Source organism: Streptomyces sp. Z423-1 (assembly GCF_013009255.1).
GTDB lineage: Bacteria > Actinomycetota > Actinomycetes > Streptomycetales > Streptomycetaceae > Streptomyces > Streptomyces gossypiisoli.
In genome coordinates this window covers 2,346,969-2,370,438 of the sequence record NZ_CP053109.1, presented here as the reverse complement: position 1 = coordinate 2,370,438, position 23,470 = coordinate 2,346,969, and the positions used below count along the sequence as shown (strand labels likewise).

Here is a 23,470-nt window from a genome sequence, read left to right as displayed (position 1 = left end):
ACATAGCAAGGTGGGGGCGCCTCATCGCCACCCCGGCGCGCAATCGCCGAACTGCCCCTGCGAGGGCGTTAGATTGACTCGCTGATGGTGGACGGAGCGGCTGGTCAGGGGGCAAGGGCGATGGACAGCGACGGGACGCAGGACGCGCGGCGCGCACAGGCCAACCCTGTGCCACGCCCGGCGGGGCCGCCCCCCATGCCGGCGATGCCGCCGCGGCCGGACGGCTCCGCCTTCCTCGCCTGGCTGCGCACGCCCCGGCCGGAGGCGGCGCCCGGGGTGTGGCGATTCGGGTACCGGCCGCGGCCGGAGCAGGAACCCGAGGCAATTCCCGCGCGGCAGTTGCTGAGCGGTGCGCTGATCGCCTTCCTGGTCGGCTGGCTGATCTGGTCCCTGCTGCAGAACGGCTACCTCGGCACCTGGTGGTGGATTCCGTTCGACCTGATCGTCCCCGACTCCTGGCGCGGCGGCGACAGTCAGATCGGCGAGGTGGGCACCTTTCTCGTGTACCGGGGCTACCAGGTGCTCGTGGCCTTGACGATCATGGTCGGAGCGGGTCGGCTCGGACGCTGGAACGAGGTGTGGCGCCGCTTCCTGGCCCCCCGCTTCCGGCGCCCGCGGCCCCAGGAAGCGGTCCCCGCCCCTGCGGACGACCCCGCCGGGTGGAACCAGCTCCGGGCCGCCGGTGCGGTCGAGGTCGCCGAGCGGCTGGCGGGTGACGCGCGGGCCGGGCTCATGCGGGACGTCGACCACGCGCGAATCACGCGGGCCTGGCAGGGGGTGCGCAGCGGGCGGCACAGCCTCGCCACGTTCACCTCGGCCGTGCTGAAGGACGGCGCCATGGCCTGTCTGCACCCCTCCGGGGAGCGAGACCTGCCCGGCCGGCTGGCCCAGCACGACCTGGTCACCGGGCAGGTGCGGCTGGGGGTCACCGTCGACGACCCGCGCAACCCCTATGCCTACCGGGGCACCGGCCTCGCCCTCGGCCCCGATCTGCTCGGCACCTCACTGCTCGCCGTCGGACCCGCCGGTTCCGGCAAGACGGGGCGCGTCGTGTGGCCCGTCGCCGAGTCGCTGTGCCTGCACGCGCTCGCCGGACGCGCCGCCGTCGTGGTCGTCGGAGCAGCGGGCGCGAGGCTCGGCCCGGCCGACGCCTACGACGTCGTCGTCCGCATCGGCAACCCGGAGTCCGTCCACGACCTCGACCTGTACGGCGGCACCACCGACCCCGACGAGGCCGCCGCCATACTGGCCGAGGCGCTGGTCGGGGACCTCGCCGACCCGCACCCCGGCAGCGACAGCCGCCGCTCCACCACCGTGCTGGCCCAGCTCCTCGGCCCGTTCCGCGCGGTCCACGGCCGCTTCCCCTCCGTACCGGAACTGCGCGGACTGCTCGATGGCGCGCCCGGGCCGATGAGTGAGCTGCGGACGGCGCTGCAGGACGCCGGGCAGGACTCCCTGCTGCGGGAACTCGACGCCCGCGAGCGGCAGCTGGGCCACCCGGGAGACGTGGGCTGCGTGCTCGCCGACCGGGTGGCGCTGCTGGACCGTCCCGCCTTCGCGGGCTTCTTCGACACCTCCGGACAGTCCCGGCCGTTCTCGCTGAAGGCCCTCGACCACCCCGTGCGGGTCCGCATCGACCTGCCCGAACGCGGGCACGCCGACGCCTCCCGGATGCTGGCGCGTCTGGTCCTCGCCCAGTTCACGGCGAGCGTGACGGTACGGGAGGACCGCTCGCTGTTCGCCTGCCTGGTCCTGGACGACGCGACCGGCGTCGTGACGCCCGAGGCCGTCCGGGGCATCCAGCGGCTGCGGTCGGCGCACGCCGGGGCCGTGCTGACGCTGCGCACCCTGGACGACGTACCGCGCCCGCTGCGTGGACCCCTGCTCGGGGCCACTGGGTGCAGGGTCGCCCTGTCCGGGCTCACCCCGTGGGACGGGCAGGACTTCGCCGAGGTGTGGGGCACGGAGTGGACCGAGACCCGGGACGTCACCGACCGGCAGATCATCGCCGAAACCCCGGCGGGCAAGGCCGTGCACATGCTGCGCCGGGTGATCACCGGCAAGGCGCCGACCGCGCGGGCGGTCACCGTCCGGCAGGTCGAGCGGGAGCGGTGGTCCGCGTCCGAGCTGGCGCACGCGGTGCCGCCCGGGCATGCCGTGCTGTCGCTCACGAACGTGAAGGGTGAGCACGCGCCGCCGCTGCTGGTGGATCTGCGCGACTGAGGATTTCGGGGTGCCGGGACCGTACGGTGAGGCAGAATCGACACAGGTCGTTCATACGTGGCGGCCAAAAGATCACAATGATCAGCCCACCCCCGCAGACCTGAAGGCCCGATGCCCCCCACGCTCGCCTCCCTCGTCCACCACTCCGCGCTCAAGCTCACCGTGCGGGCGGGCGAGGACCGCCTGGACGTGCCCGTGCGCTGGGCACACGTCAGCGAGCTCGCCGACCCCGTGCCGTACATGGAGGGCGGGGAACTGCTGCTGATCACCGCGCTCAAGCTGGACGCGGAGGATCCGCAGACCATGCGGCGCTATGTGAAGCGGCTGGTCGGGGCGGGCGTCGTCGGGCTGGGCTTCGCGGTCGGGGTGAACTACGACGAGATCCCCAAGGCCCTCGTCGACGCGGCCGAGGAGGAGGGTCTGCCGCTGCTGGAGGTGCCCCGCCGCACCCCCTTCCTCGCCATCACCAAGGCCGTGTCGGCCGCCATCGCCGCCGACCAGTACCGGGCGGTGACGGCGGGCTTCGCCGCGCAGCGCGAGCTGACCAGGCAGGCGCTGAGCGAGGGCCCCGAGGGGCTGCTCGCCGTGCTCGCCGGACAGGTCGACGGATGGGCGGCGCTGTACGACGCCTCGGGCGCCGTCGTCGCCGCCGCGCCGGAGTGGGCCGGCCGCCGCGCCGCGCGGCTCACGGCGGACGTGGAGCGGCTCCGGGACCGGCCGGCCCCGGCCAGCTCGGTGGTCGGCGGCCCCGAACACGAGGACCGCGTCGAACTGCACACCATCGGCACCGGCCGCCGCCCCCGCGCCGCCCTCGCCGTCGGCACGGCGGCCGCCCTCGGCACCGCCGAACGGTACGCCCTGCACTCGGCCATCGCCCTGCTCACCCTGACCACCGAACGCTCCCGCTCCCTGCAGGCCGCCGAGCAGCGGATCGGGGCGGCCGTGCTGCGGATGCTGCTCGCCGGTCAGCCGGACCACGCCCGCGCCGTCGCCGGTGATCTGTGCGGCGGCCTCCTCGACGCGCCCTACCGGATCGTCCTCGCCGAGTCAGCCTCGGGGCACGCGGGCATCGCCGAGGCGGTGGAGGCGGCCGCGGCCCGGTCGGGGGAGTCGGTGCTGGTCGTACCCGAGGCGGACGGGGAGCGGCTGGTGGTGCTGGCCGCGGACGGGGGCGGGGCGGTCGCGGCGTGCGGGGAGTACGCGGCGGCGCGGGAGGCCGCGCGGGCCGGGGGCCAGGAGCCGTCGGCGGGGGAGGAGGACGACCTGGTCATCGGCCTGTCGGCGCCGGCCGGGCCGATCGCGGCGGCCGCCGCGTACAAGCAGGCCGAGCAGGCGCTGTCGGTGGCGCGGCGCCGGGGCCGGGTGCTGGTCGAGCACGAGCAGCTGGCGGCGGGGTCGGTACTGCCGCTGCTCGCCGACGACGCGGTCCGCGCCTTCGCGGACGGCCTGCTGCGCGCGCTGCACGAGCACGACGCCACCGGCCGGGGCGACCTGGTCGCCTCCCTCCGGGCCTGGCTGTCCCGGCACGGCCAGTGGGACGCGGCCGCCGCCGACCTCGGCGTCCACCGGCACACCCTGCGGTACCGGATGCGCCGCGTGGAGGAGATCCTCGGGCGGTCGCTGGACGATCCGGACGTTCGGATGGAGCTGTGGCTGGCGCTGAAGGCGACGTCGGCGGAGTAAGCAGTCTCTTGTCGGTGTCGGCTGTCGGCTGTCCCCTATCGGCTATCGGCTATCGGACTGTCGGCTATCGGCCATTGGCCATCGGTGGCTGTTGGCGCAGCGAGGAGGCCAAAGCGGTGCACCCCCGCCCTCCACTGCTACGAATCGGACAACCGCACCACCCGCCCCGCACCCCTACCGTGGACCGGGAACGCCGAACTTCAAGCACACCTCTACGCGGAAGGGGCCGGGACTCATGACCTCCACCCACGCCTTCTGGCTCGCCGGCCGTCAGGCCACCGGCCAGGACACCTTCGACGTCACCTCCCCGTGGGACGGCCGCCTCGTCGGCCAGGTCGGCGTGCCGACCGCGGCCCAGGTCGAGGAGGCCGTGGCCGCCGCGTACGCCGTACGGGACGCCTTCGCCGCGACTCCCGCCCATGTCCGCGCCGCCGCCCTGGACCACGTCAGCAGGCGGCTGGTCGAGCGCACCGAGGAGATCGCCCGGCTGATCTCCGCCGAGAACGGCAAGCCGGTCAAGTGGGCGCGCGGCGAGGTCGGCCGTGCGGTGTCCGTCTTCCGGTTCGCCGCCGAGGAGGCCCGCCGCTTCAACGGCGGCGAGGCCCAGCGCCTCGACACCGACGCCGGCGGTCAGGGCCGGCTCGCCCTGACCCGGCGCTTCCCGAAGGGCGTCGTCCTCGGCATCGCGCCCTTCAACTTCCCGCTCAACCTGTGCGCCCACAAGGTCGCCCCGGCCATCGCCGCCGGCGCCCCGATCATCCTCAAGCCGGCGCCCGCCACCCCGCTGTCCGGCCTGATCATCGGCGAGCTGCTCGCCGAGACGGACCTCCCGGCGGGCTCCTGGAGCATCCTCCCGGTCCCGAACGAGGCCATGCCCGCCCTCGTCCAGGACGAGCGCCTGCCGGTCATCTCCTTCACCGGTTCCGAGAAGGTCGGCTACGCGATCATGGACTCGGTGCCGCGCAAGCACTGCACGCTGGAGCTGGGCGGCAACGGCGCGGCCGTCGTCCTCGCCGACTACGCGAGCGACGAGGACCTGGACTGGGCGGCGAACCGCATCGCCACCTTCTCCAACTACCAGGGCGGCCAGTCCTGCATCTCGGTGCAGCGCGTGATCGCCGACGCGTCGCTGTACGACCGTCTCCTCCCGCGCATCGTCGCCGCCGTCGAGGCGCAGGTCACCGGCGACCCCTCCGACCCCAGGACGGACGTCGGCCCGCTGGTCAGCGAGGACGCCGCCCAGCGCGTCGAGTCCTGGGTCGACGAGGCGGTCCAGGCGGGCGCCAAGCTGCTGACCGGCGGCAAGCGCGACGGCGCCTCGTACGCGCCGACCGTCCTCACCGACGTACCGGCCGATGCCACGATCTCCTGCGAGGAGGTCTTCGGCCCGGTCCTGACGGTGCAGAAGGTGGACGGCGAGTCCGAGGCCTTCGCAGCCGTCAACGACTCCAAGTACGGCCTCCAGGCGGGCGTCTTCACCCATGACGTCCAGGTCGCCTTCCGCGCCCACCGCGCCCTGGAGGTCGGCGGCGTGATCATCGGCGACGTCCCCTCCTACCGCGCGGACCAGATGCCGTACGGCGGCGCCAAGCAGTCGGGCGTGGGCCGCGAGGGCGTCCGCTTCGCGATGGACGACTACACCTACGAGCGCGTCCTGGTCCTCACCGGCCTGGCGCTCTGACACACCCCACGGTCCAACGGCCGGAGCCCACTGTGCGGGGGCTCCGGCCGTTGTCGTACGTCTGCGTTCTCACCTGCGGCAACTGGCGCGAGCTTCAGGCAACTCGAAGGTCAACGCCGATACCTCTATCTAATGGGAACCATTTTCAGGTAGGCTCTCCGGTGACGCGAGCTCGTCGTCCCGAAGGGGCCCGGCACCGATGCCTTCCGGTGCCGGGCCCCTTCCCTGTGTCGGCCTGGTCCGGACCCTCAACCGGAGAAGCCGACATGCGCCAGCCGCAGCGGGCCGCGCAGTCTGAGGTGGACGTCGTGGACGCCGGCGGCGGTGACAGCGGCGGACGCTGTCGTGTAGTCGTGCGGGCCCGGAGTCGGCGTACCCAGGGTGAGCGTCGCCAGCGTCGGGCCCCCGTCGAGAGACAGTTCGACCTCGCCCTCGCCCGCCACCCGTACCGTCACCTCGGCGACCCCGGTCCCGAAGTCGCAGGCCCGATAGACGAGTTCGCCGGTGCCGCCGCCCGCCGGCGTCACCGCGTCGCCCGAGGTCTTCGTGCGATCGACGATCTCCGTGCCGCTCTGCTCGTCGAAGTCCGCCGCGTCCAGGCCGCGTCGGACGACGGCACGCGGCGTCGCGGGCTCGCCGTCGAGCGTCACGGTCGTACGGAGGCGGATGTCCTCGCTGGAGGCGCCGATCAGGACGTCGTACGGGCCCGGGGCCAGGCGCCACCTGCCGTGGGCCACGTCCCAGTACGAGAAGGAACTCAGGGGGAGGTCGAAGGTCAGCTCCTCACGCGCGCCGGGGAGCAGTGTCACGCGCCGGTGGGCGAGCAGTTCGCGGCGTGGGCGGATCACCGACGGGTCGGTGGCGTGGCCGTACACCTGGGCCACCTCGTCGGCCGTGGTGTCGCCGGTGTTGGTGACCGTGAACGAGACGTGCACCGTCTCGCCCTCGACACGGGCCGTGACGTCGGCGTACGAGAAGGACGTGTACGACAGGCCGTGGCCGAAGGGGAACAGGGGCGTTCCCTCGAAGTAGAGGTACGTCTGCCTACCGCCGATCACGTCGTAGTCGAGGAGGTCGGGCAGGTCGGCGTCGTCGGCGTACCAGGTCTGGGGGAGGCGGCCCGCCGGGGAGACGTCGCCCGCCAGGACGCGGGCCAGGGCGGTGCCCGCGGACTGGCCGCCGTGTGCCGTCCAGAGGATGGCCGGGAGCGGGGTCGTGTCGATCGCGTACGGGTAGGCGGAGATCAGTGTCAGCACCGTGCGCGGGTTCGCGGTGCGGGCGGCGCGCAGCAGGCGCTGCTGGTGCTCGGGCAGGCGTAGCGTCGTACGGTCCTCGGTCTCGCGGCCGTTGATGTGCGGGTCGTTGCCCGCGACGACCACGACGACGTCCGCCCCGGCCGCGGCCCGCGCCACCGCGTCCTCGCCGCGTTCGACGTGGACGACCTCGAAGACCTCCGGGTTCTCCGCGGCAACCTTCACCCCGTCGGCGGCAACAGAGACATGGTGGCCCGTGCCCAGATGCCGGAGGAGGTGACCGTTCTCGTGGGGTTCGAGGTGGAAGGTCTCCTGGACCACCCAGCCGCCGGGCTGGTCGGCCGACGCGCGTACGTAGCCGTCCTCGGCGACGGACAGGTAGCGGCCGTCGGGTGCGCGCAGGGTCAGGACGCCGCCGCCCCAGTCGATCAGGGCGAGTTCGGTGCCGGTGGCGTCGGTGGTGAGGGGCGGGAGGTCCGTGCGGCCGGCGAGGAGGGCCGGGTCGAGGGCACCCTCGGCGCCGCGCACCTCGTCGGCGGCGTCCGCCGCGGGCACGTGCAGGAACGTACCGGCGGATGTCCTCAGCCGCACCCGGTCCACGCCCTCCGCGAACTCCACCCGGTCGGCGCCGAACCGCTGGTACAGGCCCTCCAGAGGTGTGGACCGGTGCAGGAGCGTGCCGCTGTACCAGTCGAGCTTGCACTCGTCGGCGAGCAGACCGACGACCGCGATGCGGGTGTCGGGGGCGAGCGGCAGCAGACCGTCGTTCCGCAGCAGGACGATCGCCTGCTCGGCGGCCTCCTGGGCGAGCGCGCGGTGCTCAGGAGTGTCGAAGGCGCCCGCCTCCTTGTACCCGTCCTCGTCGAACTCGCCGAGCCGGAAGCGCACCGAGAGCTGACGGCGCACGGCCGTGTCGATGTCGGCCTCGGTCAACAGGCCCTGTTCCAGGGCGCCTCGCACCCGCCCGATGATCTGCGAACTGTCCGTGCCGTGGTCGGTGAAGCTGTCGACACCGGCGAGCAGCGCGGCCGCCGTCGCCTCCTCGTGCGTGTCGAAGTAGTGCTCGGAGTCCACCAGGTTGGAGGGGGCGCCCGCGTCCGAGCAGACCAGCAGGTCCTCGTCGATCCAGGTGCGCAACTGCTCGCGCAGATACGGCGAGAGGTGGTTCGGGCGGCCGTTGACCAGGTTGTACGCCGGCATCACCCCGGCCACCGCGCCCGCCTCGATGGTCTCCCGGAAGGCGCGCAGGTCGTACTCGTGCAGCACGCGCGGGCGCACCGAGCTCGACGAAGTGGAGCGGTCCGTCTCGTTGTTGTGCGCGAGCCAGTGCTTCAGGACGGGCGCCGTGCGCCAGTACGTCGGGTGGTCGCCGCGCAGGCCGTGGGTGTAGGCGGTGGCGATCGCCGAGGTGAGCTTCGGATCCTCGGAGTAGCCCTCCTCGTTACGGCCCCACAGCGGGTGGCGCAGCAGGTTCACCGTCGGCGCCCAGACGTTGAGGCCGATCCGCTCGTCGCGGGTGCGCATGGCGCGCACCTCCTTGGACACGGCCTCGCCGACCCGTCGTACGAGGTCCGGGTTCCAGGTCGCGCCGAGCCCGACCGCCTGCGGGAACACCGTCGCCGGGCCCATCCACGCCACGCCGTGCAGCGCCTCCTGGCCGGTGCGGAAGGCCTTGACGCCGAGCCGTTCGACCGCGGGCGCGAACTGGTGCAGGAAGGCGACCTTCTCGTCCAGGGTGAGCCGCGACAGCAGGTCGTCGATGCGCTTCGCGAACGGCAGGCGCGGATCGCGGAAAGGCGGCGGAGGCGGCGTTTGTGCGGTCACGTGGGGTTCCCCTTGCGATGGAGCGGCGAGGCGCTTTCGAAGCGCTTCGATGCTCAATCGACGGGCCGGTGGGTGTCAAGGGAAAGGCATCGTCACTTCAAGTGGTGCACGAGGAAAGGTCGCTTGCGGTGCCCCGGAGGAATCTTGGAAGCGACCCTTGTGCACCCCCGGGTGTTCACTTAACCTCACAGCAACATCGAAGCGCTTCGACTACACCGGCCCCTTGGTCGCGGGGCGAAGGAACGCTTCAGCTCAGCCAGTTCCACTCAAGACACCGCAGCCGACGGCTCCACCGCCGGGTGTCCTGGTGCGCCACGAAGGGTTGACGCAATGACGCCGAACGCCGCCTCCGCCGCCCCGAGCCGGAGAAACTTCCTCGCCTCCACGGCGGTCGCCGCCGTCGCGGTGGGCGGGGGGATGCCGTTGCTTGCCGCCTGCGGGGGATCGCAGGAAGGCCGGAAGGACGGTACGACCTCCGGGAAGGACGCCCAGAAGATCCTTCCGGCGTTCGTGGCGTCGAGCGTGGTGGCGCCGGACATTCCGGCGAAGAACGGGTCGGCGGCCGGATTCACCAAGGCGATCGCGACCGCCGACCTGAAGACCTCGGTGCCGAAGAAGCTGGGCAGCGGCGGCAAGCTCACGGTCATGTCCCCGTTCTGGGGCACCCCGCCGAAGGGCGACAACCCGTACTACACGGCGATGAACGAGGCCATCGGCGTCGAGGTCACCTGGCAGAACCAGGACGGCGTCACCTACGACCAGAAGCTCGGCGCGGTCCTCGCCGGCAGCGGCATCCCCGACGTCGTGGTCGTGCCCGGCTGGAACCTGAACGGCCGGATACCCAGCGCCATCAACGCCAAGTTCGCCGACCTCGGCCCCTACCTGTCCGGCGACAAGGTCAAGGACTACCCGAACCTCGCCGCCGTCCCCACCGAGGCCTGGCAGCGCGGCATCTTCGGCGGCCAGCTGCGCGCGGTCCCGATGCCCGGCTCGTACGTCACCGACATCGCGCCCCTGTACCGCCGGGACCTCTTCAAGGAGAAGGGTTACAGCATCCCGAAGAGCCCCGACGAGTTCCTGTCCTGGGCCAAGGAGGCCACCGACGCCAAGTCGAAGGTCTGGGCCTGCGACGACATGAAGTGGTCGGCGTTCAACATCTTCAGCGTCTACCCGGGCAGCGACAAGGCGCTGTGGTGGAACCTGCGGGACGGCAAGCTGGTCAACCGCATCGAGACGGAGGAGTACCTCGAAGCCCTGGAGTGGGTCCGGAAGCTGTACGCGGCCGGGGTGGTCCACCCGGACGCGGTCCAGGGCAAGGCCGGCGGCACCGCGGGCAACCGCTTCACCGCCGGGGAGGTGCTGGTCTACAACAACAACATCTCCGACTGGTGGGGCAAGATGGCCGAACAGCGCACCCAGAACGCGGACTTCGACGTGGCCGCGTTCGACATCTTCGGCGCCGACGGCGGCGACCCCTCGCTGTGGGCGAACCAGCCGGCCAACATCTTCACCTTCGTGAGCAAGAACGCGTCCGAGCAGCAGATCAAGGACTTCCTCGCCGTCTGCAACTACTGCGCCGCGCCGTACGGCACCAAGGAGTTCATGCTCACCGCCTACGGCGTCGAGGGCACCGACTACGACATGAAGGACGGTCTGCCCGTCAAGACCGAGCAGGGCGTCAACGAGGTCAACGGCGCCTTCGACTACACCGGCAACCCCGCCCCGTACGTCGCCTACCCCGACTTCCCCGACGTCACCAAGGGCATCGTCGAGTGGCAGCAGCGCATGGGCGCCTTCACCAAGAAGACCTCCTTCTTCGGGCTCACCATCACCGAGCCCAACCGCTGGAGCAACCTCGCCGACAACTTCGAGCAGTTGGAGGACGACGTCGTGCGCGGCCGCAAGAAGATCAGTGATGTGCAGCAGGCCGTGTCCGACTGGAAGAGCAAGGGCGGCGACGGCCTGCGCGACTGGTACCAGAAGCTGCTCGACGACTCCGGCTCGGCGAACTGACCCGGGACGGACGCAAGGAGAAGGCCGTGTCCCACAGCACGGTGCCTCGGAGCAGGTCCGAGGCGAAGACGCCCGAGAAGACTCCGGTGGCCCCCGGCGGCGGGAAGCAGCCGGGGCGGTCGGGAAAGCTGGGTTTCGGGCTCAGATTCCGGCGCGACCGCACACTGCTCCTGATGACCGTGCCGGCGGTGCTGCTGGTCCTGGTCTTCAACTACGTACCGATCCTCGGCAATGTGGTCGCCTTCCAGGACTACGACCCCTACCTCAGCGAGAACGGCTTCGTCGCCATCCTCGAAAGCCCCTGGATCGGCTTCGAGCAGTTCGAGCGGATCTTCGGGGACGCGGCCTTCTGGCACGCGGTGCAGAACACCTTCGTGTTCTTCTTCCTCCAGCTCGTGCTCTACTTCCCGATCCCCATCCTGCTCGCGCTGCTCATCAACAGCGTGGTCAGGCCCCGGGTGCGGGCGATCGCCCAGGCGGTCATGTACCTCCCGCACTTCTTCTCCTGGGTCCTCGTCGTCACGGTCTTCATGCAGATCTTCGGCGGCGCGGGCATCATCGCGCAGACCCTCCGCCAGCACGGCTACGAGGGTTTCGACCTGATGACCGACCCGGAGCTGTTCAAGTACCTGGTCACCTTCGAGACCATCTGGAAGGACGCGGGCTGGGGCATCATCGTCTTCCTCGCGGCGCTCTCGTCGGTCTCCAACGACCTGTACGAGGCCGCCGCCATGGACGGCGCCGGACGCTGGCGGCGCATGTGGCACATCACTCTGCCCGCCCTGCGCCCCGTGATCGCCCTGCTGCTGGTGCTGCGCGTCGGCGACGCCCTCACCGTCGGCTTCGAGCAGTTCCTGCTCCAGCGACAGGCGGTGGGCGTCGACGCGTCCGATGTCCTCGACACCTATGTGTGGTGGAACGGCATCCGCAACCAGGACTTCAGCTATGCCGCCGCCGCCGGCCTCATCAAGGGCGTGGTGGGCCTGGCGCTGGTGCTGACCGCGAACAAGGTCGCCCATCTGATGGGTGAGCAGGGGGTGTACAAGAAATGAGCGCCGTCCTCGACCAGCGGGCGGACGACAAGCCGCGCGTCAAGAAGCCCAGCCCCTGGGCGGCACCGCCCCGGCCGGTCTGGGAGGAAGAGCCGTCCAAGGCTGGACTGGCGGGCAAGGGCCTCGTCCTGGGCATCGCCTGCTTCGCGATCCTCTTCCCCCTGTGGATCGTCATCGTCACCAGCCTCCAGTCGAAGAAGACCATCGACGAGGCAGGCGGTCTGGTGGTGATCCCGAAGGGCATCACCTTCGTCGCCTACCAGGAACTCCTCAGCGGTGGTCAGGTCCAGAAGGCCGCGCTGGTCAGCGTCGGGGTGACGGTGGTCGGCACGCTGTTCAGCATGACGGTCTCCGTGCTGTGCGCCTACGGCCTCTCCCGCAGTGGCTCGCTCGGCCACCGCTGGATCCTGATGACGCTGCTGGCCACCATGTTCTTCGGGGCGGGCCTCATCCCGACCTACCTGCTGGTGCAGGCGCTCGGACTGATGGACACCTATCTCGCGCTGATCCTGCCCAGCGCGGTGAGCGTGTTCAACATCCTGGTCCTGCGTGCCTTCTTCATGAACATCTCCCAGGAACTCATCGACAGCGCACGCATCGACGGCGCGGGCGACTGGCGCATCCTGTGGAAGATCGTGCTCCCGCTGTCGCGTGCGGTCCTCGCGGTGATCGCGCTCTTCTACGCGGTGGGCTACTGGAGCGCCTGGTTCAACGCGTCGATCTACCTGACGGACCAGGAGATGATGCCGCTGCAGAACGTCATGATCCAGCTGGTCCAGATGCAGGAACGCCCCGTCGGCCTTCAGACGCAGATCAACACCGGTCAACTCTCCCCGATCGCCATCCAGATGGCCGTCATGGTCCTGGCCCTTCTCCCGGTCGCCGTCCTCTCTCCCTTCGTCCAGCGGCACTTCAAGAAGGGCATGCTCACGGGGGCGGTCAAGGGCTGAAGCCCGAGCTGGTGGGGTGCGGGGGGCTTCCGTTGTGTTTCGGCTGCGGTTTCGTCGTGGCTGGTCGCGCCCACGTGGCGGAGCCGCACATCGATACAGCCCGCGCCCCTAAGGGCATTGACCGTCCCCCCAAATTCGTAGCGAGGTATGTCATGCACATGTTCCAGCCCAGCAGACGCGCCGTTCTTGCCGGGGTCGCCGCCGGTGCCGCGCTCACCGCTGTTCCCGGCATTGGAATCTCGGCCGCCCACGCAGCGACCGCCCCCACCTACCGCTGGCGCAACGCCGTCATCGGCGGCACCGGATTCATCACCGGCGTGCTCTTCCACCCCTCCGTGCGCGGCCTCGCCTACGCGCGCACGGACATCGGGGGTGCCTACCGGTGGGACGACCGCGCCGCGCGCTGGACGCCGCTCACCGACCACCTCGGCTGGGACGACTGGAACCTCCTCGGCGTGGAAGCCATGGCCGTCGACCCCGTTCACCGCAACCGCCTCTACCTCGCCCTCGGCACCTACTCCCAGTCCTGGGCCGGCAACGGCGCCATTCTGCGTTCCGAGGACCGCGGCGCCACCTGGACCCGTACCGACCTCACCGTGAAGCTCGGCGCCAACGAGGACGGCCGGGGCACCGGCGAGCGGCTGCTCGTCGATCCGCGGGACTGCGACACCCTGTGGCTCGGCACCCGGCACGACGGACTGCTCAGGTCCACCGACCGGGGGGCCACCTGGGCAGCCGTCGGCGGCTTCCCGGTCACTCCCACCGCCGACGGCCAGGGCGTCACCCTCCTCGTCGCCGCCGGGCGGGCCGTGTACGCCGGTTGGGGCGACGGCGACGGCACCTCCGCCAACCTGTTCCGCACCACCGACGGCACCACCTGGACGGCCGTCCCCGCTCAGCCCACCGGCGCGCACGCCAAGGTCCCGATCCGCGCCGCCTACGACCGCCACACCCGCGCGCTGTACGTGACGTACGCCAACGCACCCGGCCCCAACGGCCAGTCCGACGGCAGCGTGCACCGGCTCGCCACCGCGACCGGCACCTGGACCGACGTGACCCCGGTCAAGCCGGGCGGGACCGCCTCCGACGGCTCCACCGACAGCTTCGGCTACGGGGGCGTCGCCGTCGACGCCCGCCGCCCCGGCACCGTCGTCGTGTCCACCAACAACCGGTGGGCCGCCGTCGACACCCTCTACCGGTCCACCGACGGCGGACGCAGCTGGACCTCCCTCAAGGACACCGCTGTGTTCGACGTGTCCGAGACTCCTTTCCTCAAGTGGGGCGCGGACCAGCCCAAGTTCGGCTGGTGGATCCAGGCGCTCGCCGTCGACCCGTACGACTCGAAGCACATCGTCTACGGCACCGGCGCCACCCTGTACGGCACGCGGGACCTGAGGCACTGGGCCCCGCAGATCCGTGGCCTGGAGGAGACGTCCGTGCGCCAGCTGATCTCGCCCCCGGTCGGAGAGGCGCACCTGATCAGCGGATCCGGGGACATCGGCGTGATGTACCACGAGCGGCTCACGGCATCCCCCTCCCGCGGCATGGCGACGAACCCCGTGTTCGGGTCGGCGACGGGACTCGCGCAGGCCGCGGGCAGGCCGGCGTACGTCGTGCGCACCGGGTGGGGCGACCACGGCAACGGCGCCTACTCGAACGACGGCGGGCGGACCTGGGCGCCCTTCGCGGCCCAGCCCGACATCGCCAAGAGCGCACCGGGGCCGATCGCCACCAACGCCGACGGCAGCGTGCTGCTGTGGTCCTTCGTGCACTGGGACGGCACGAAGTACGCAGCCCACCGGTCCGCCGACAACGGCGCGACCTGGTCCGAGGTCTCCTCCTTCCCGAAGGGCGCCACGCCGGTCGCCGACCCGGCCGACCCGACGCTCTTCTACGCGTACGACACCGACACAGGAACGCTGTACGCCAGCACTGACAGTGGCCGTTCGTTCACGGCGCGTGCGACCGGGCTGCCCTCGGGGGACAGCCAGTTCAAGCTGGTCGCGGCGCCGGGCCGGTCCGGTGACCTGTGGCTGAGCGTCAAGTGGAACGGCCTCTATCGGTCCACCGACGGCGGGGTCACCTTCACCAAGGTCGACAGCTGCTGGGCCTCGTACACCCTAGGCTTCGGCAAGGCCGCCGACGGCGCCACGTACCCGGCGATCTACCAGGTCGGCTCCACCGAGGACATCACCGCCGTCTACCGCTCCGACGACGAGGCGAAGACCTGGGTGCGGATCAACGACGACCGGCACCAGTGGGGCTGGATCGGCGAGACCATCACCGGCGACCCGCGCGTGTACGGCCGCGTGTACCTGGCCACCAACGGGCGCGGCATCCAGTACGGGGAGCCCGCCTGATGCCGAACCTGACCGACGCCACCCGCTCCCGCCTCCTCTTCGGCGGCGACTACAACCCCGAGCAATGGCCCGAGGAGACCTGGCCCGACGACGTACGCCTCATGAAGGCCGCCGGCGTCAACTCCGTCACCCTCGGCGTCTTCTCCTGGTCCGAACTCGAACCGGCCCCGGGACAGCGCACCTTCGGCTGGCTCGACCGCCTGATGGACCTCATGCACGAGAACGGCATCGGCGTCGTCCTCGCCACCCCCACCGCCTCGCCACCCCCCTGGCTGGGCCGGCTGCACCCCGACACCCTGCCCCGCGACGCCGACGGCCGCGTCGAACTCTGGGGCGGCCGCCAGCACTTCTCCCACTCCAGCGCCACCTACCGCCGTTACGCCGCCGCCATCACCGAGGACCTGGCCGCCCGTTACGGCAGCCACCCCGCCCTCACCATGTGGCACATCAACAACGAGTACTGCACCTTCGACTACGGCGACGAGGCCGCCGAACGCTTCAGAAACTGGCTGAAGGCCAGATACGGCACCCTCGACGCCCTCAACACCGCCTGGGGCACCGCCTTCTGGAGCCAGCGCTACGACACCTGGGCCGGCATCCTGCCGCCACGCCACGCCCACTACATGAAGAACCCCACCCAGCTCCTCGACTTCCGGCGCTTCACCTCCGACATGCTCCTGGAGTGCTACGTCGCCGAGCGCGACATCGTCCGTCGCCGCACCCCGCACATCCCGGTGACCAGCAACTTCATGCCGCTGTGGATCGGCCAGGACGCCTGGCGCTGGGCGGAGGAGGAGGACGTCGTCTCCGTCGACCTCTACCCGGACCCGCGCGACCCGCTCGGCGCACAACAAGGCGCGCTGATCCAGGACATGACCCGCTCCCAGGCCCGCGGCCCCTGGATGCTCATGGAACAGGCCGCCGGTCCCGTCAACTGGCGCGGCGTGAACCACCCCAAGCCCCGCGGCCTCAACCGCCTGTGGTCCCTCCAGGCCGTGGCCCGGGGCGCGGACGCCGTCTGCTACTTCCAGTGGCGGCAGTCCCGGCAGGGCGCGGAGAAGTTCCACTCCGGGATGGTCAGCCACGCGGGCGAGCAGGGGCGGACGTACCAGGAGGTCAAGCAGCTCGGCGCCGAGCTCAAGACCATCGGCCCGCACGTGTCGGGCAGCCACAGCACCGCCGACATCGCCGTCCTGCACGACTGGCACTCCTGGTGGGCCGGCGTCCAGGACGGCCGTCTGTCCACCGAGGTCGACTACCCGGCCGTACTCCGCGCCTGGCACCGCGCCCTGTGGGAGGCCCACCTCACCACCGACTTCGCGCACCCCGAGCACGACCTGTCCGGCTACCGCCTCGTGGTCGTCCCGCAGCTCTACCTCCTCACGGACGCGGCGATCGAGAACCTCCTCGCGTACGTCCGCCAAGGCGGCACCCTCGTCTGCGGCTTCCTCACCGGCGTCGCCGACGAGGACGACCGGGTACGCACCGGCGGCATGGACGCCCGGCTGCGCGACCTGTTCGGCATCCGCACCCTGCACGAGTGGTGGCCGCTGGACGCGGGGGAGTCGGTGTCCTGCGACGGTTTCGACGGCACCCTGTGGTCGGAGGAGATCGAGGCGGAGCCGTCGGTCACCGAGACGATCCCGTACAAGGGCGGCGAGCTGGAGGGCCTCCCCGCCGTCCTCCGCAAGGACCGCGCCTGGTACGTCTCGACGCTCCCGGAACCGGACGCGCTGCGCGAGCTGCTCGCCCGTGTCGCCGCCGACGCGCGGGTCCGCCCGGTGCTCGACGGACTGCCCGCCGCCGTGGAGGCCGTACGCCGGGGCGATCTGCTCTTCGTGCTCAACCACGGGCGCGAGCCGGTCACCGTCCCCGTCCCGGGCACCCATCACGACCTGCTCACCGATACGACCGTCCAGGACGAGGTCCGTCTGGACCGCTACGGAGTGGCGGTGCTGAAGCCATGACACAGCCGGGCCCTGTCCACGGCACCTGGGAGCCGCACCCGGCCGCCCGCTGGGAGGACGCCTTCCTGAGCGGCAACGGCCACCACGGCATCCTCGCGTTCGGTGACCCGAACGACGACCGTGTCATCGTCACCCATCACACCCTCGTCCGCCCCAACGGCTCCGAGCGCGCCCGCCCTCCGCAGCTGGCCGGGGAACTCCCCGCCCTCCAGGACCGGTTGCTCGCCGGTGACCTCACCGCGGCGGAGGACTTCACGGACGGGCGGCCGACACTGTGGGTGCAGCCCTTCCATCCGGCCTTCCAGATCCGGCTGAAGCGCCGGACCGGGGAGCCGACCGACTACCGGCGACATGTCGACTTCTCCACCGGCGAGGCGACCGCCCGCACCACCGACTGGACCAGCCGCCTCTTCGTCTCCCGCGCCGACGACGTCATCGTCCACGAGATCACGTCCCCCGGCCTGACCCTGGAGGTCCACCAGGACCACCACCTCCCCAACGCCCCCACCCGCCTGGCCCTCAGCCACGGCTCCCTCCTCACCCCCGAGGGCGCCGCCCTCACCCTCCGCGCCCGCTACCCCGACAGCGATCGCGCGTACACCGGCCTCACCCTCGTCGCGGTCACCGGCGGCCGCACCACCCTCGCCCCACCCGGCGTCCGCGTCGAGGGCGCCACCTCGGTCCTCCTCCTCACCCGCACCAGACGCCACACCGCCGAGCTGGACGTCGTGGCGGAGACCCGGGCCCTGCGCACGCTCGTCCGGCCGTACGACGAACTGCTCGCCCGGCATCTCGCCCACCACCGCACCGCCTACACCCGCGTCACCCTCGACCTCTCCGCCGACCAGGACGAACGCGCCCTCCCGGGCTCCGAGCTGCTCAAACACCCCCAGAGCCCGGCCCTGCTCGAACGCCTCTTCGCCGCCGGCCGCTACCACCTGCTCTCCTCCAGCGGCCTGAAACCACCCCGCCTCCCCGGCCTGTGGACCGGCGACTGGGACACCGCCTGGTCCGGCGCCTTCACCACCAACGCCAACCTCAACCTCCAGACGGCATCGGCGGCCTGCGCCGCCCTGCCCGAAGTCACCGAGGCCCTCGCCTCCCTGATCCACGGGCAACTGCCGCACTGGCGTGACAACGCCCGCGCGCTCTTCGGCGCCCGGGGCATCGTCGCGCCCACCCACACCGACGGCGAGTCCGGGCACGCGTACCACTTCTCCCGCCCATACCCCCTGCACCTGTGGACGGCGGGCGCCGACTGGCTGCTCAAACCCCTCGTCGACCACGACGAGACCCGCGGCGAACGCGACGCCCGCACCGCCGCCGCCCTCGCCGAACTCGCCCAGTTCTACGAGGACTTCCTCACCCGCACCGACGCCGACGGCCACCTGGTCGTCGTCCCCTCCTACTCACCCGAGAACCGCCCCGCCAATGCCAGTTGGGGCGCGATCAACGCGGCCATGGACCTCTCCGCCGCCCGGCACGCCCTCCGCACCGCCGCCGCGTACCACCCGGACACCCCGGAAGCCGACCGCTGGCGCGCCCTCGCCGGCCGACTCCCACCGCACCGCGTCAACGCCGACGGCGCCCTCGCCGAATGGGCCTGGCCGGGACTGGAGGACTCCTACGACCACCGCCACCTCAGCCACCTCTACGGCGTCTGGCCGCTGGACGAGATCAACCCCTACGACACCCCGGACCTCGCGGCCGCCGCCCACCGCGCGCTCGAACTGCGCGGCGCGGAGAACGACTCCGCGCACGGTCATCTGCACCACGCCCTGATCGCCGCCCGCCTCCGGGACGGCGAACGGGTCGCCCACGCGCTCGGCCAGGTGCTCCAGGGCGACTACTTCCACGCGTCCCTGATGAGCGCGCACTACCCCCACCGGGACGTCTACAACGCGGACGCCGCCCACGCCCTCCCGGCCGTGCTGATCGAGACGCTGATCCAGTCCACCCCCGACCGGCTGGTCCTGCTCCCCGCGCTCCCGGCAGCCCTGCCGCACGGCCGCCTCCGGGGCGTCCGCACCCGCTTCGGGGCGGAGGTCGACCTCACCTGGGAGCCCGACGGCGCCACGGCGGTCGTACGACCCACCCGCACCCTCCGCATCGAACTGAGGACTTCCTCCGGCGCACAGCCGCTCGACCTCGTCGCCGGAGAAGACCGTGTCCTCCCCCTGGAGGCGCGGTAATCCCCGCAACTCCCCCCACACCCATGGAAGGGACACCATGGCAACACGCACCCTGAGCAGCAGAATCACCAAGGCCCTGCTCGCCCCCGCGCTCGCACTCGGCGCCACCGTCGGTCTCGCCTCCGCCCCGGCCCATGCCGCCGTCTGGAACTCCTGCGACCAGTGGGGCAACACCAGCCTGAACGGCTACACCCTCTACAACAACATCTGGGGTCAGGGCGCCGGCAGCCAGTGCATCTGGGCCAACTCCGGCACCAACTGGGGTGTCTGGGCCAACCACCCCAACACCGGCGGCATCAAGTCCTACCCCAACGCCAAAAAGGTGATCAACAAGTCGATCACCTCCCTGGGCTCGCTGAACAGCAGCTACAACGTCACGGTGCCGTCCGCGGGTGCGTACAACACCTCGTACGACGTCTGGGACACGGACTACGACTACGAGATCATGCTCTGGGTCAACTACAACGGTGACGTCGGCGCGCTCGGCGACTACCAGGGCAACGCCACACTCGGCGGCCACAACTGGAACGTCTACAAGGGCCGGGTCTACCGGGCCGACGGCACGTACTGGGACGTCTTCTCGTTCCTGCGCACGTCCGACTCCACCTCCGGCACCGTCCAGATCCTGTCCATCCTGAAGTGGATCAAGGACACCAAGCGCTGGATGGGCAACGAGACGATCGGGGACGTGCAGTTCGGCTTCGAGATCACCTCGTCGTCCGGCGGCCTGGACTTCCGCACCAACAACCTGACGGTCAGCAGCAGCTGACGGGTGATCCGGATTCGGTCGGCCGTGCCGTCAGGCGCGGTCGACCTCGGCCCGCAGGGCGTTGTAGTCCGCGAATGCCGACTCGACGTCGGCGCGGGTCAGGCCGTAGCGGGACAGGTCGTAGCGGTGGGGGCGGGTGCCCTTGGGACGGGCCGTGATCCCGGGGAGCCGGGCGGCCTCCGCCTCGGTCCAGCGGGCGCCGACGGCGGCGTAGAGCTTCGGGGCGCCGAGGGCGGGGTCGGACCCGAGCCAGGAGTACGGGACGTCCACCAGGGCCTCTCGCGGGATGGCGGCACGGGACGCCAGGCCGCGCGCCGCGGAGCGGCTCAGCAGTTCGAGCCAGGTGGCGCCGATGCCGTGCAGGTCGACGGGGCGGGTGCTGAGGGCCATGCCGTGCTCGACGAGGCTGCAGAACGACGCCATGACGGTGGCCGGGTCGCGGTGGGTCCATACGATCGTGGCGTCCGGGAAGACCGTGCGCAGCGCGTCGAGGTTCTCCAGGTGCATGGGGGACTTCAGGATCCAGCGGCGGCGCGGGCGGCCGTACTGAAGGACCTGGTAGACCTGCTTGAGGTGGCGGTAGTCGGGGACGAAGTCCCGCTCGTAGTGCCAGGCCTGGTACTCGGGTATGCGGGCCGAGGACAGCGGCATCAGGGCGTGCGGGAGGGCGAAGGTGCACTCCTCGGGACCCTCGGCGACCAGGGGATGGATGTCGCGGAAGCGCGGGGCGAACAGATTGGTCCCCTGGACCAGGTGACGCGCGGGCGCCGTCGCCTTGCGCCGCCGGCCGGGCGGTACCTCCAGGTCGGGCGTGAGCAGCTCCCACAGCAGGGGGCTGCGGTGCTCGCCCGAGAGGGACAGCACGCCGTGGGTGAGTGTCGTCGCGGTGCGCGGCAGGCCCACCACGAACACCGGCTTCTCGACCGGCTCCTGCTCGATCGAGGGACACTCGGCGATCAGCCGCCGGATCCGGGCCCGGTTGGTGAGATGCCTGCGGACGTGGGTCTGCGCGGACTGCCAGCCGACCGGAGTGAGGTTCTCCGCCTTGGCCCAACAGCGCAGCAGGAACCGGAAGTCGTCGACGAACTGCTGATCCCCCTCCGCCTGCCCGGCCTTGGCGACGAGCCGGTCGAAGACCCGGTCGGGCACGCGCCGGGAGCCGAACCCCGGCCGGAGCAGCAGATCGGCCAGGGCGAGGGGGAGCGGAGCGGAGGACATCGGGGACGGCTTCCCTTCGTGGGCGAGACGACGGCAGGCTCGACGGGGGCGAACGTATCTCATCGAACGGGCTTGCTGTGCCTATAAGTACACAGTGCCTATAAGTACACAGGGAGGGCCGCCTATGCGCCCGAAGTGAGCCGGACCAGCAGCACGCCGGGCGTGCGCGGCAGCGACACCCTCAAGCCGTCGCCGTCGCCGTCGCCGTCCCAGACCGCCGAGCCGGCGCCCGGAGCAGACGGATGCAGGATCTCCGTACGGACCTCGCGGGCCGCCAAGTGGGCCATCCGGCCAATCCCCAGGCGGAGTTCGGTCCGGCGTGAGGTCCCGCCCTCGGCTTCGCCGCCCCGCCGCCACACCAGCACATACGACGGCCCGTCCGGCACCCGCATCCCCAGCGCCACCCACTCGTCCGTCCACCCCGGCAGCCCCAGCGGCCAGAACGGCTCCGTCCGGGCGAGGTCCCCGCGGATCGCCTTGTACGTCGCCACCGCGTCCCGCACGAGTCCGAGCTGCCGCTGTGACATCCGGTCGAGGTGGCCGGAGAGATGGATGCGGCCGAGCAGCGCCCCGCCCAGCGTGAAGGCGATCAGGTCGTCGTCGAACTCCGGCTGCGGGTAGGCCCAGACGGCGCTCTGCTCGGGCGGCACGGCACTCGGCGCGGCGGCGGCGATGGGCGGGTAGCGCAGAGGGTCCTGCTGGTCGCTGGTGGACTGGAGCTGGGTGACGGCCAGGCTGGCCCCGTCCATCCGCATGCCGCCCGAGGCGCAGTTCTCGATCACCAGGCCGGGGTACCGGTCCAGCACCTCGGACAGCCACTCCAGGTACGCCCGGGCGTGGCCGAGCAGCCCGGCGCCCGGTGCGAGGTCCCCGGGCGCCTGGGTGCCGGGGGAGACCACGATGTTGTAGTCCAGCTTGAGATAGCCCACCCCCCAGTCGCCGACGATCCGGTCCACCGTCTTGTCGAGGTGCGCCCGGGCGGCCGGATGCCGCAGGTCGAGCTGATGCCGCCCCTGCTCGGTGAGGCGTACGCCGTCCCGCTGGAAGAAGGCCTCCGGCGGCAGCGCGGCCGCGACCGGGCTGCGCACCCCGACGACCTCCGGCTCCAGCCACAGCCCGGGCACCATGCCGCGTTCCCGGATCCGGTCCAGGACCGCGACGATTCCCCCGTCCGGGAAGCGCCGAGCCGACGGCAGCCACTCGCCGACACTGTCCCACCAGCCCCGCGTGTCGTCGTCGTACCAGCCGGAGTCGATGCAGAAGTACTCCGCGCCGGCCTCGGCGGCCGCGTCGATCAGCGGCAGCAGTTTCTCCGTCGTCGGGTCGCCCATCAGCGTGTTCATGTAGTCGTTGAAGACGACCGGCAGGGTGGTGTGGTCCGGGTGGGGGCGGCGTACGGCGCGGCGGTACGAGGTCAGCGCGGCCAGCGCCGCGTCCAGGCCGGAGCCCAGCGCCAGCACCCCGGGCACCGTCGTGAACTCCTCGCCCGGTGTCAGCCGCACCCGCCACTGGTGCTCGGCGTCCGTGGGGCCGTTCAGCGCGAGATACGTGCCGTGCGCGCGTTCCCCCAGGTCCCAGCGCCAGCCCGCCGGGGACTCCACCTGCCACACCCAGGCCCGTCCCGCGCCGCCCCGCTCCGTCAGCGCCCCCATCGGCAGATGGCCGTCGGTGGGCCAGCTGCCGCGCCCCACCAGGCAGAGCGCCGCCCGGCTGTCGTGCTGATGGGCGCCGGCGTTGATGTCGGCGACCGCCGCCCGCAGCGGCTCGGCGTACCAACGGCACTCCGCCAGCCAGTCGTTGCGGGCCCGGTGCACGTCGAGGGTGTCGGGGGAGGGCAGGCCGCCGAGCAGCAGGCTGCTGACGGACTGGACGACGAGGGGTTCGGTGCCGTCGTTGCGCAGCCGGACCCGGGAGCGCAGCACCGGCAGTCCGGTGGGGGAGGAGAGTTCCACCGACGCCGTCAACCCGGTCAGGGGGTCGTGGAGTTCGACCGTCAGCCACTCCCAGCCCGCCCGCGTGCCGCTGCGGTGACCCCGGTGGCGCAGCCGCGTCCCGAGGGCCGTACCGGTGAAGCGGGGTCCGGACCAGCCACTGCCGTGTCCCAGGGCGGTCAACTCGACCAGGGGGAGGGCGGCTTCGAGGTCGCCGGGCGCGGGCCCGCCGCCCAGCCGGACCAGTCGCAGGGGCCCGTCCGAGGCCGTCGCGAACTCGACGTCCAGCGCCGAGTGCCCCCAGGAAAAGCGGTTCCACGTCCCGTCCGCCGCCGTACCGGTCAAGGTGCCCCC

Annotated in this window: 13 protein-coding genes; 10 read left to right on the top strand and 3 right to left on the bottom strand. The window is 71.6% G+C overall.

The features are described 5' to 3' along the window. Positions 1-120: 120 nt before the first annotated feature. From HJD23_RS10620 to HJD23_RS10610, 3 genes are all read left to right on the top strand, one after another. Positions 121-2,223 (top strand): ATP-binding protein, encoded by a 2,103-nt coding sequence (locus tag HJD23_RS10620; RefSeq protein ID WP_171114476.1) that lies wholly within the window; start codon positions 121-123, stop codon positions 2,221-2,223. 111 nt (positions 2,224-2,334) lie between these two features. Beyond that, a complete protein-coding gene (locus HJD23_RS10615) occupies positions 2,335-3,906 on the top strand; it encodes a PucR family transcriptional regulator (RefSeq protein WP_171114477.1) in 1,572 nt (523 codons plus the stop codon). 235 nt (positions 3,907-4,141) lie between these two features. Then, positions 4,142-5,587: an aldehyde dehydrogenase family protein gene (locus HJD23_RS10610; RefSeq protein WP_171114478.1), complete on the top strand. Its 1,446-nt coding sequence runs from the start codon at positions 4,142-4,144 to the stop codon at positions 5,585-5,587. Between the two features lie 248 nt (positions 5,588-5,835). On the opposite strand, the gene HJD23_RS10605 is transcribed toward HJD23_RS10610, so the two are convergent. Then, positions 5,836-8,664: a glycoside hydrolase family 3 C-terminal domain-containing protein gene (locus tag HJD23_RS10605; protein ID WP_171114479.1), complete on the bottom strand. Its 2,829-nt coding sequence runs from the start codon at positions 8,662-8,664 to the stop codon at positions 5,836-5,838. 330 nt (positions 8,665-8,994) lie between these two features. Between HJD23_RS10605 and HJD23_RS10600 the strand changes: the two genes are divergently transcribed. The 7 genes from HJD23_RS10600 (at position 8,995) to HJD23_RS10570 (ending at position 19,967) form a co-directional block, all read left to right on the top strand. Continuing rightward, the gene (locus tag HJD23_RS10600) at positions 8,995-10,677 is read left to right on the top strand and encodes an extracellular solute-binding protein (RefSeq protein ID WP_171114480.1); all 1,683 of its coding nucleotides are present in this window, start codon (positions 8,995-8,997) and stop codon (positions 10,675-10,677) included. A 26-nt stretch (positions 10,678-10,703) separates the two neighbouring features. Further along, positions 10,704-11,729 carry an ABC transporter permease subunit gene (locus HJD23_RS10595; RefSeq protein ID WP_171114481.1) on the top strand — a complete coding sequence of 342 codons (1,026 nt, stop codon included), beginning with the start codon at positions 10,704-10,706 and terminating at the stop codon, positions 11,727-11,729. Beyond that, positions 11,726-12,679 (top strand): carbohydrate ABC transporter permease, encoded by a 954-nt coding sequence (locus HJD23_RS10590; RefSeq protein WP_171114482.1) that lies wholly within the window; start codon positions 11,726-11,728, stop codon positions 12,677-12,679. The genes HJD23_RS10595 and HJD23_RS10590 overlap by 4 nt, the downstream gene beginning before the upstream one ends. Before the next feature lie 152 nt (positions 12,680-12,831). After that, complete coding sequence (locus tag HJD23_RS10585; RefSeq protein ID WP_171114483.1) at positions 12,832-15,039, top strand: sialidase family protein; 2,208 nt, start codon at positions 12,832-12,834, stop codon at positions 15,037-15,039. Beyond that, the gene (locus tag HJD23_RS10580) at positions 15,039-17,006 is read left to right on the top strand and encodes a beta-galactosidase (RefSeq protein ID WP_171114484.1); all 1,968 of its coding nucleotides are present in this window, start codon (positions 15,039-15,041) and stop codon (positions 17,004-17,006) included. Before HJD23_RS10585 ends, HJD23_RS10580 begins: the two co-directional genes overlap by 1 nt. Next, positions 17,003-19,198: a glycoside hydrolase N-terminal domain-containing protein gene (locus HJD23_RS10575; protein ID WP_171114485.1), complete on the top strand. Its 2,196-nt coding sequence runs from the start codon at positions 17,003-17,005 to the stop codon at positions 19,196-19,198. The genes HJD23_RS10580 and HJD23_RS10575 overlap by 4 nt, the downstream gene beginning before the upstream one ends. 37 nt (positions 19,199-19,235) lie before the next feature. Next, on the top strand, positions 19,236-19,967 hold the full coding sequence (locus tag HJD23_RS10570) for a hypothetical protein (protein ID WP_171114486.1): 732 nt from the start codon (positions 19,236-19,238) through the stop codon (positions 19,965-19,967). A gap of 30 nt (positions 19,968-19,997) precedes the next feature. Here HJD23_RS10570 and HJD23_RS10565 read toward each other — a convergent pair whose 3' ends face one another. Beyond that, positions 19,998-21,185 (bottom strand): sulfotransferase, encoded by a 1,188-nt coding sequence (locus HJD23_RS10565; protein WP_171114487.1) that lies wholly within the window; start codon positions 21,183-21,185, stop codon positions 19,998-20,000. Between the two features lie 122 nt (positions 21,186-21,307). After that, positions 21,308-23,461 carry an alpha-galactosidase gene (locus HJD23_RS10560; protein WP_171114488.1) on the bottom strand — a complete coding sequence of 718 codons (2,154 nt, stop codon included), beginning with the start codon at positions 23,459-23,461 and terminating at the stop codon, positions 21,308-21,310. Between the last annotated feature and the right edge of the window lie 9 nt (positions 23,462-23,470).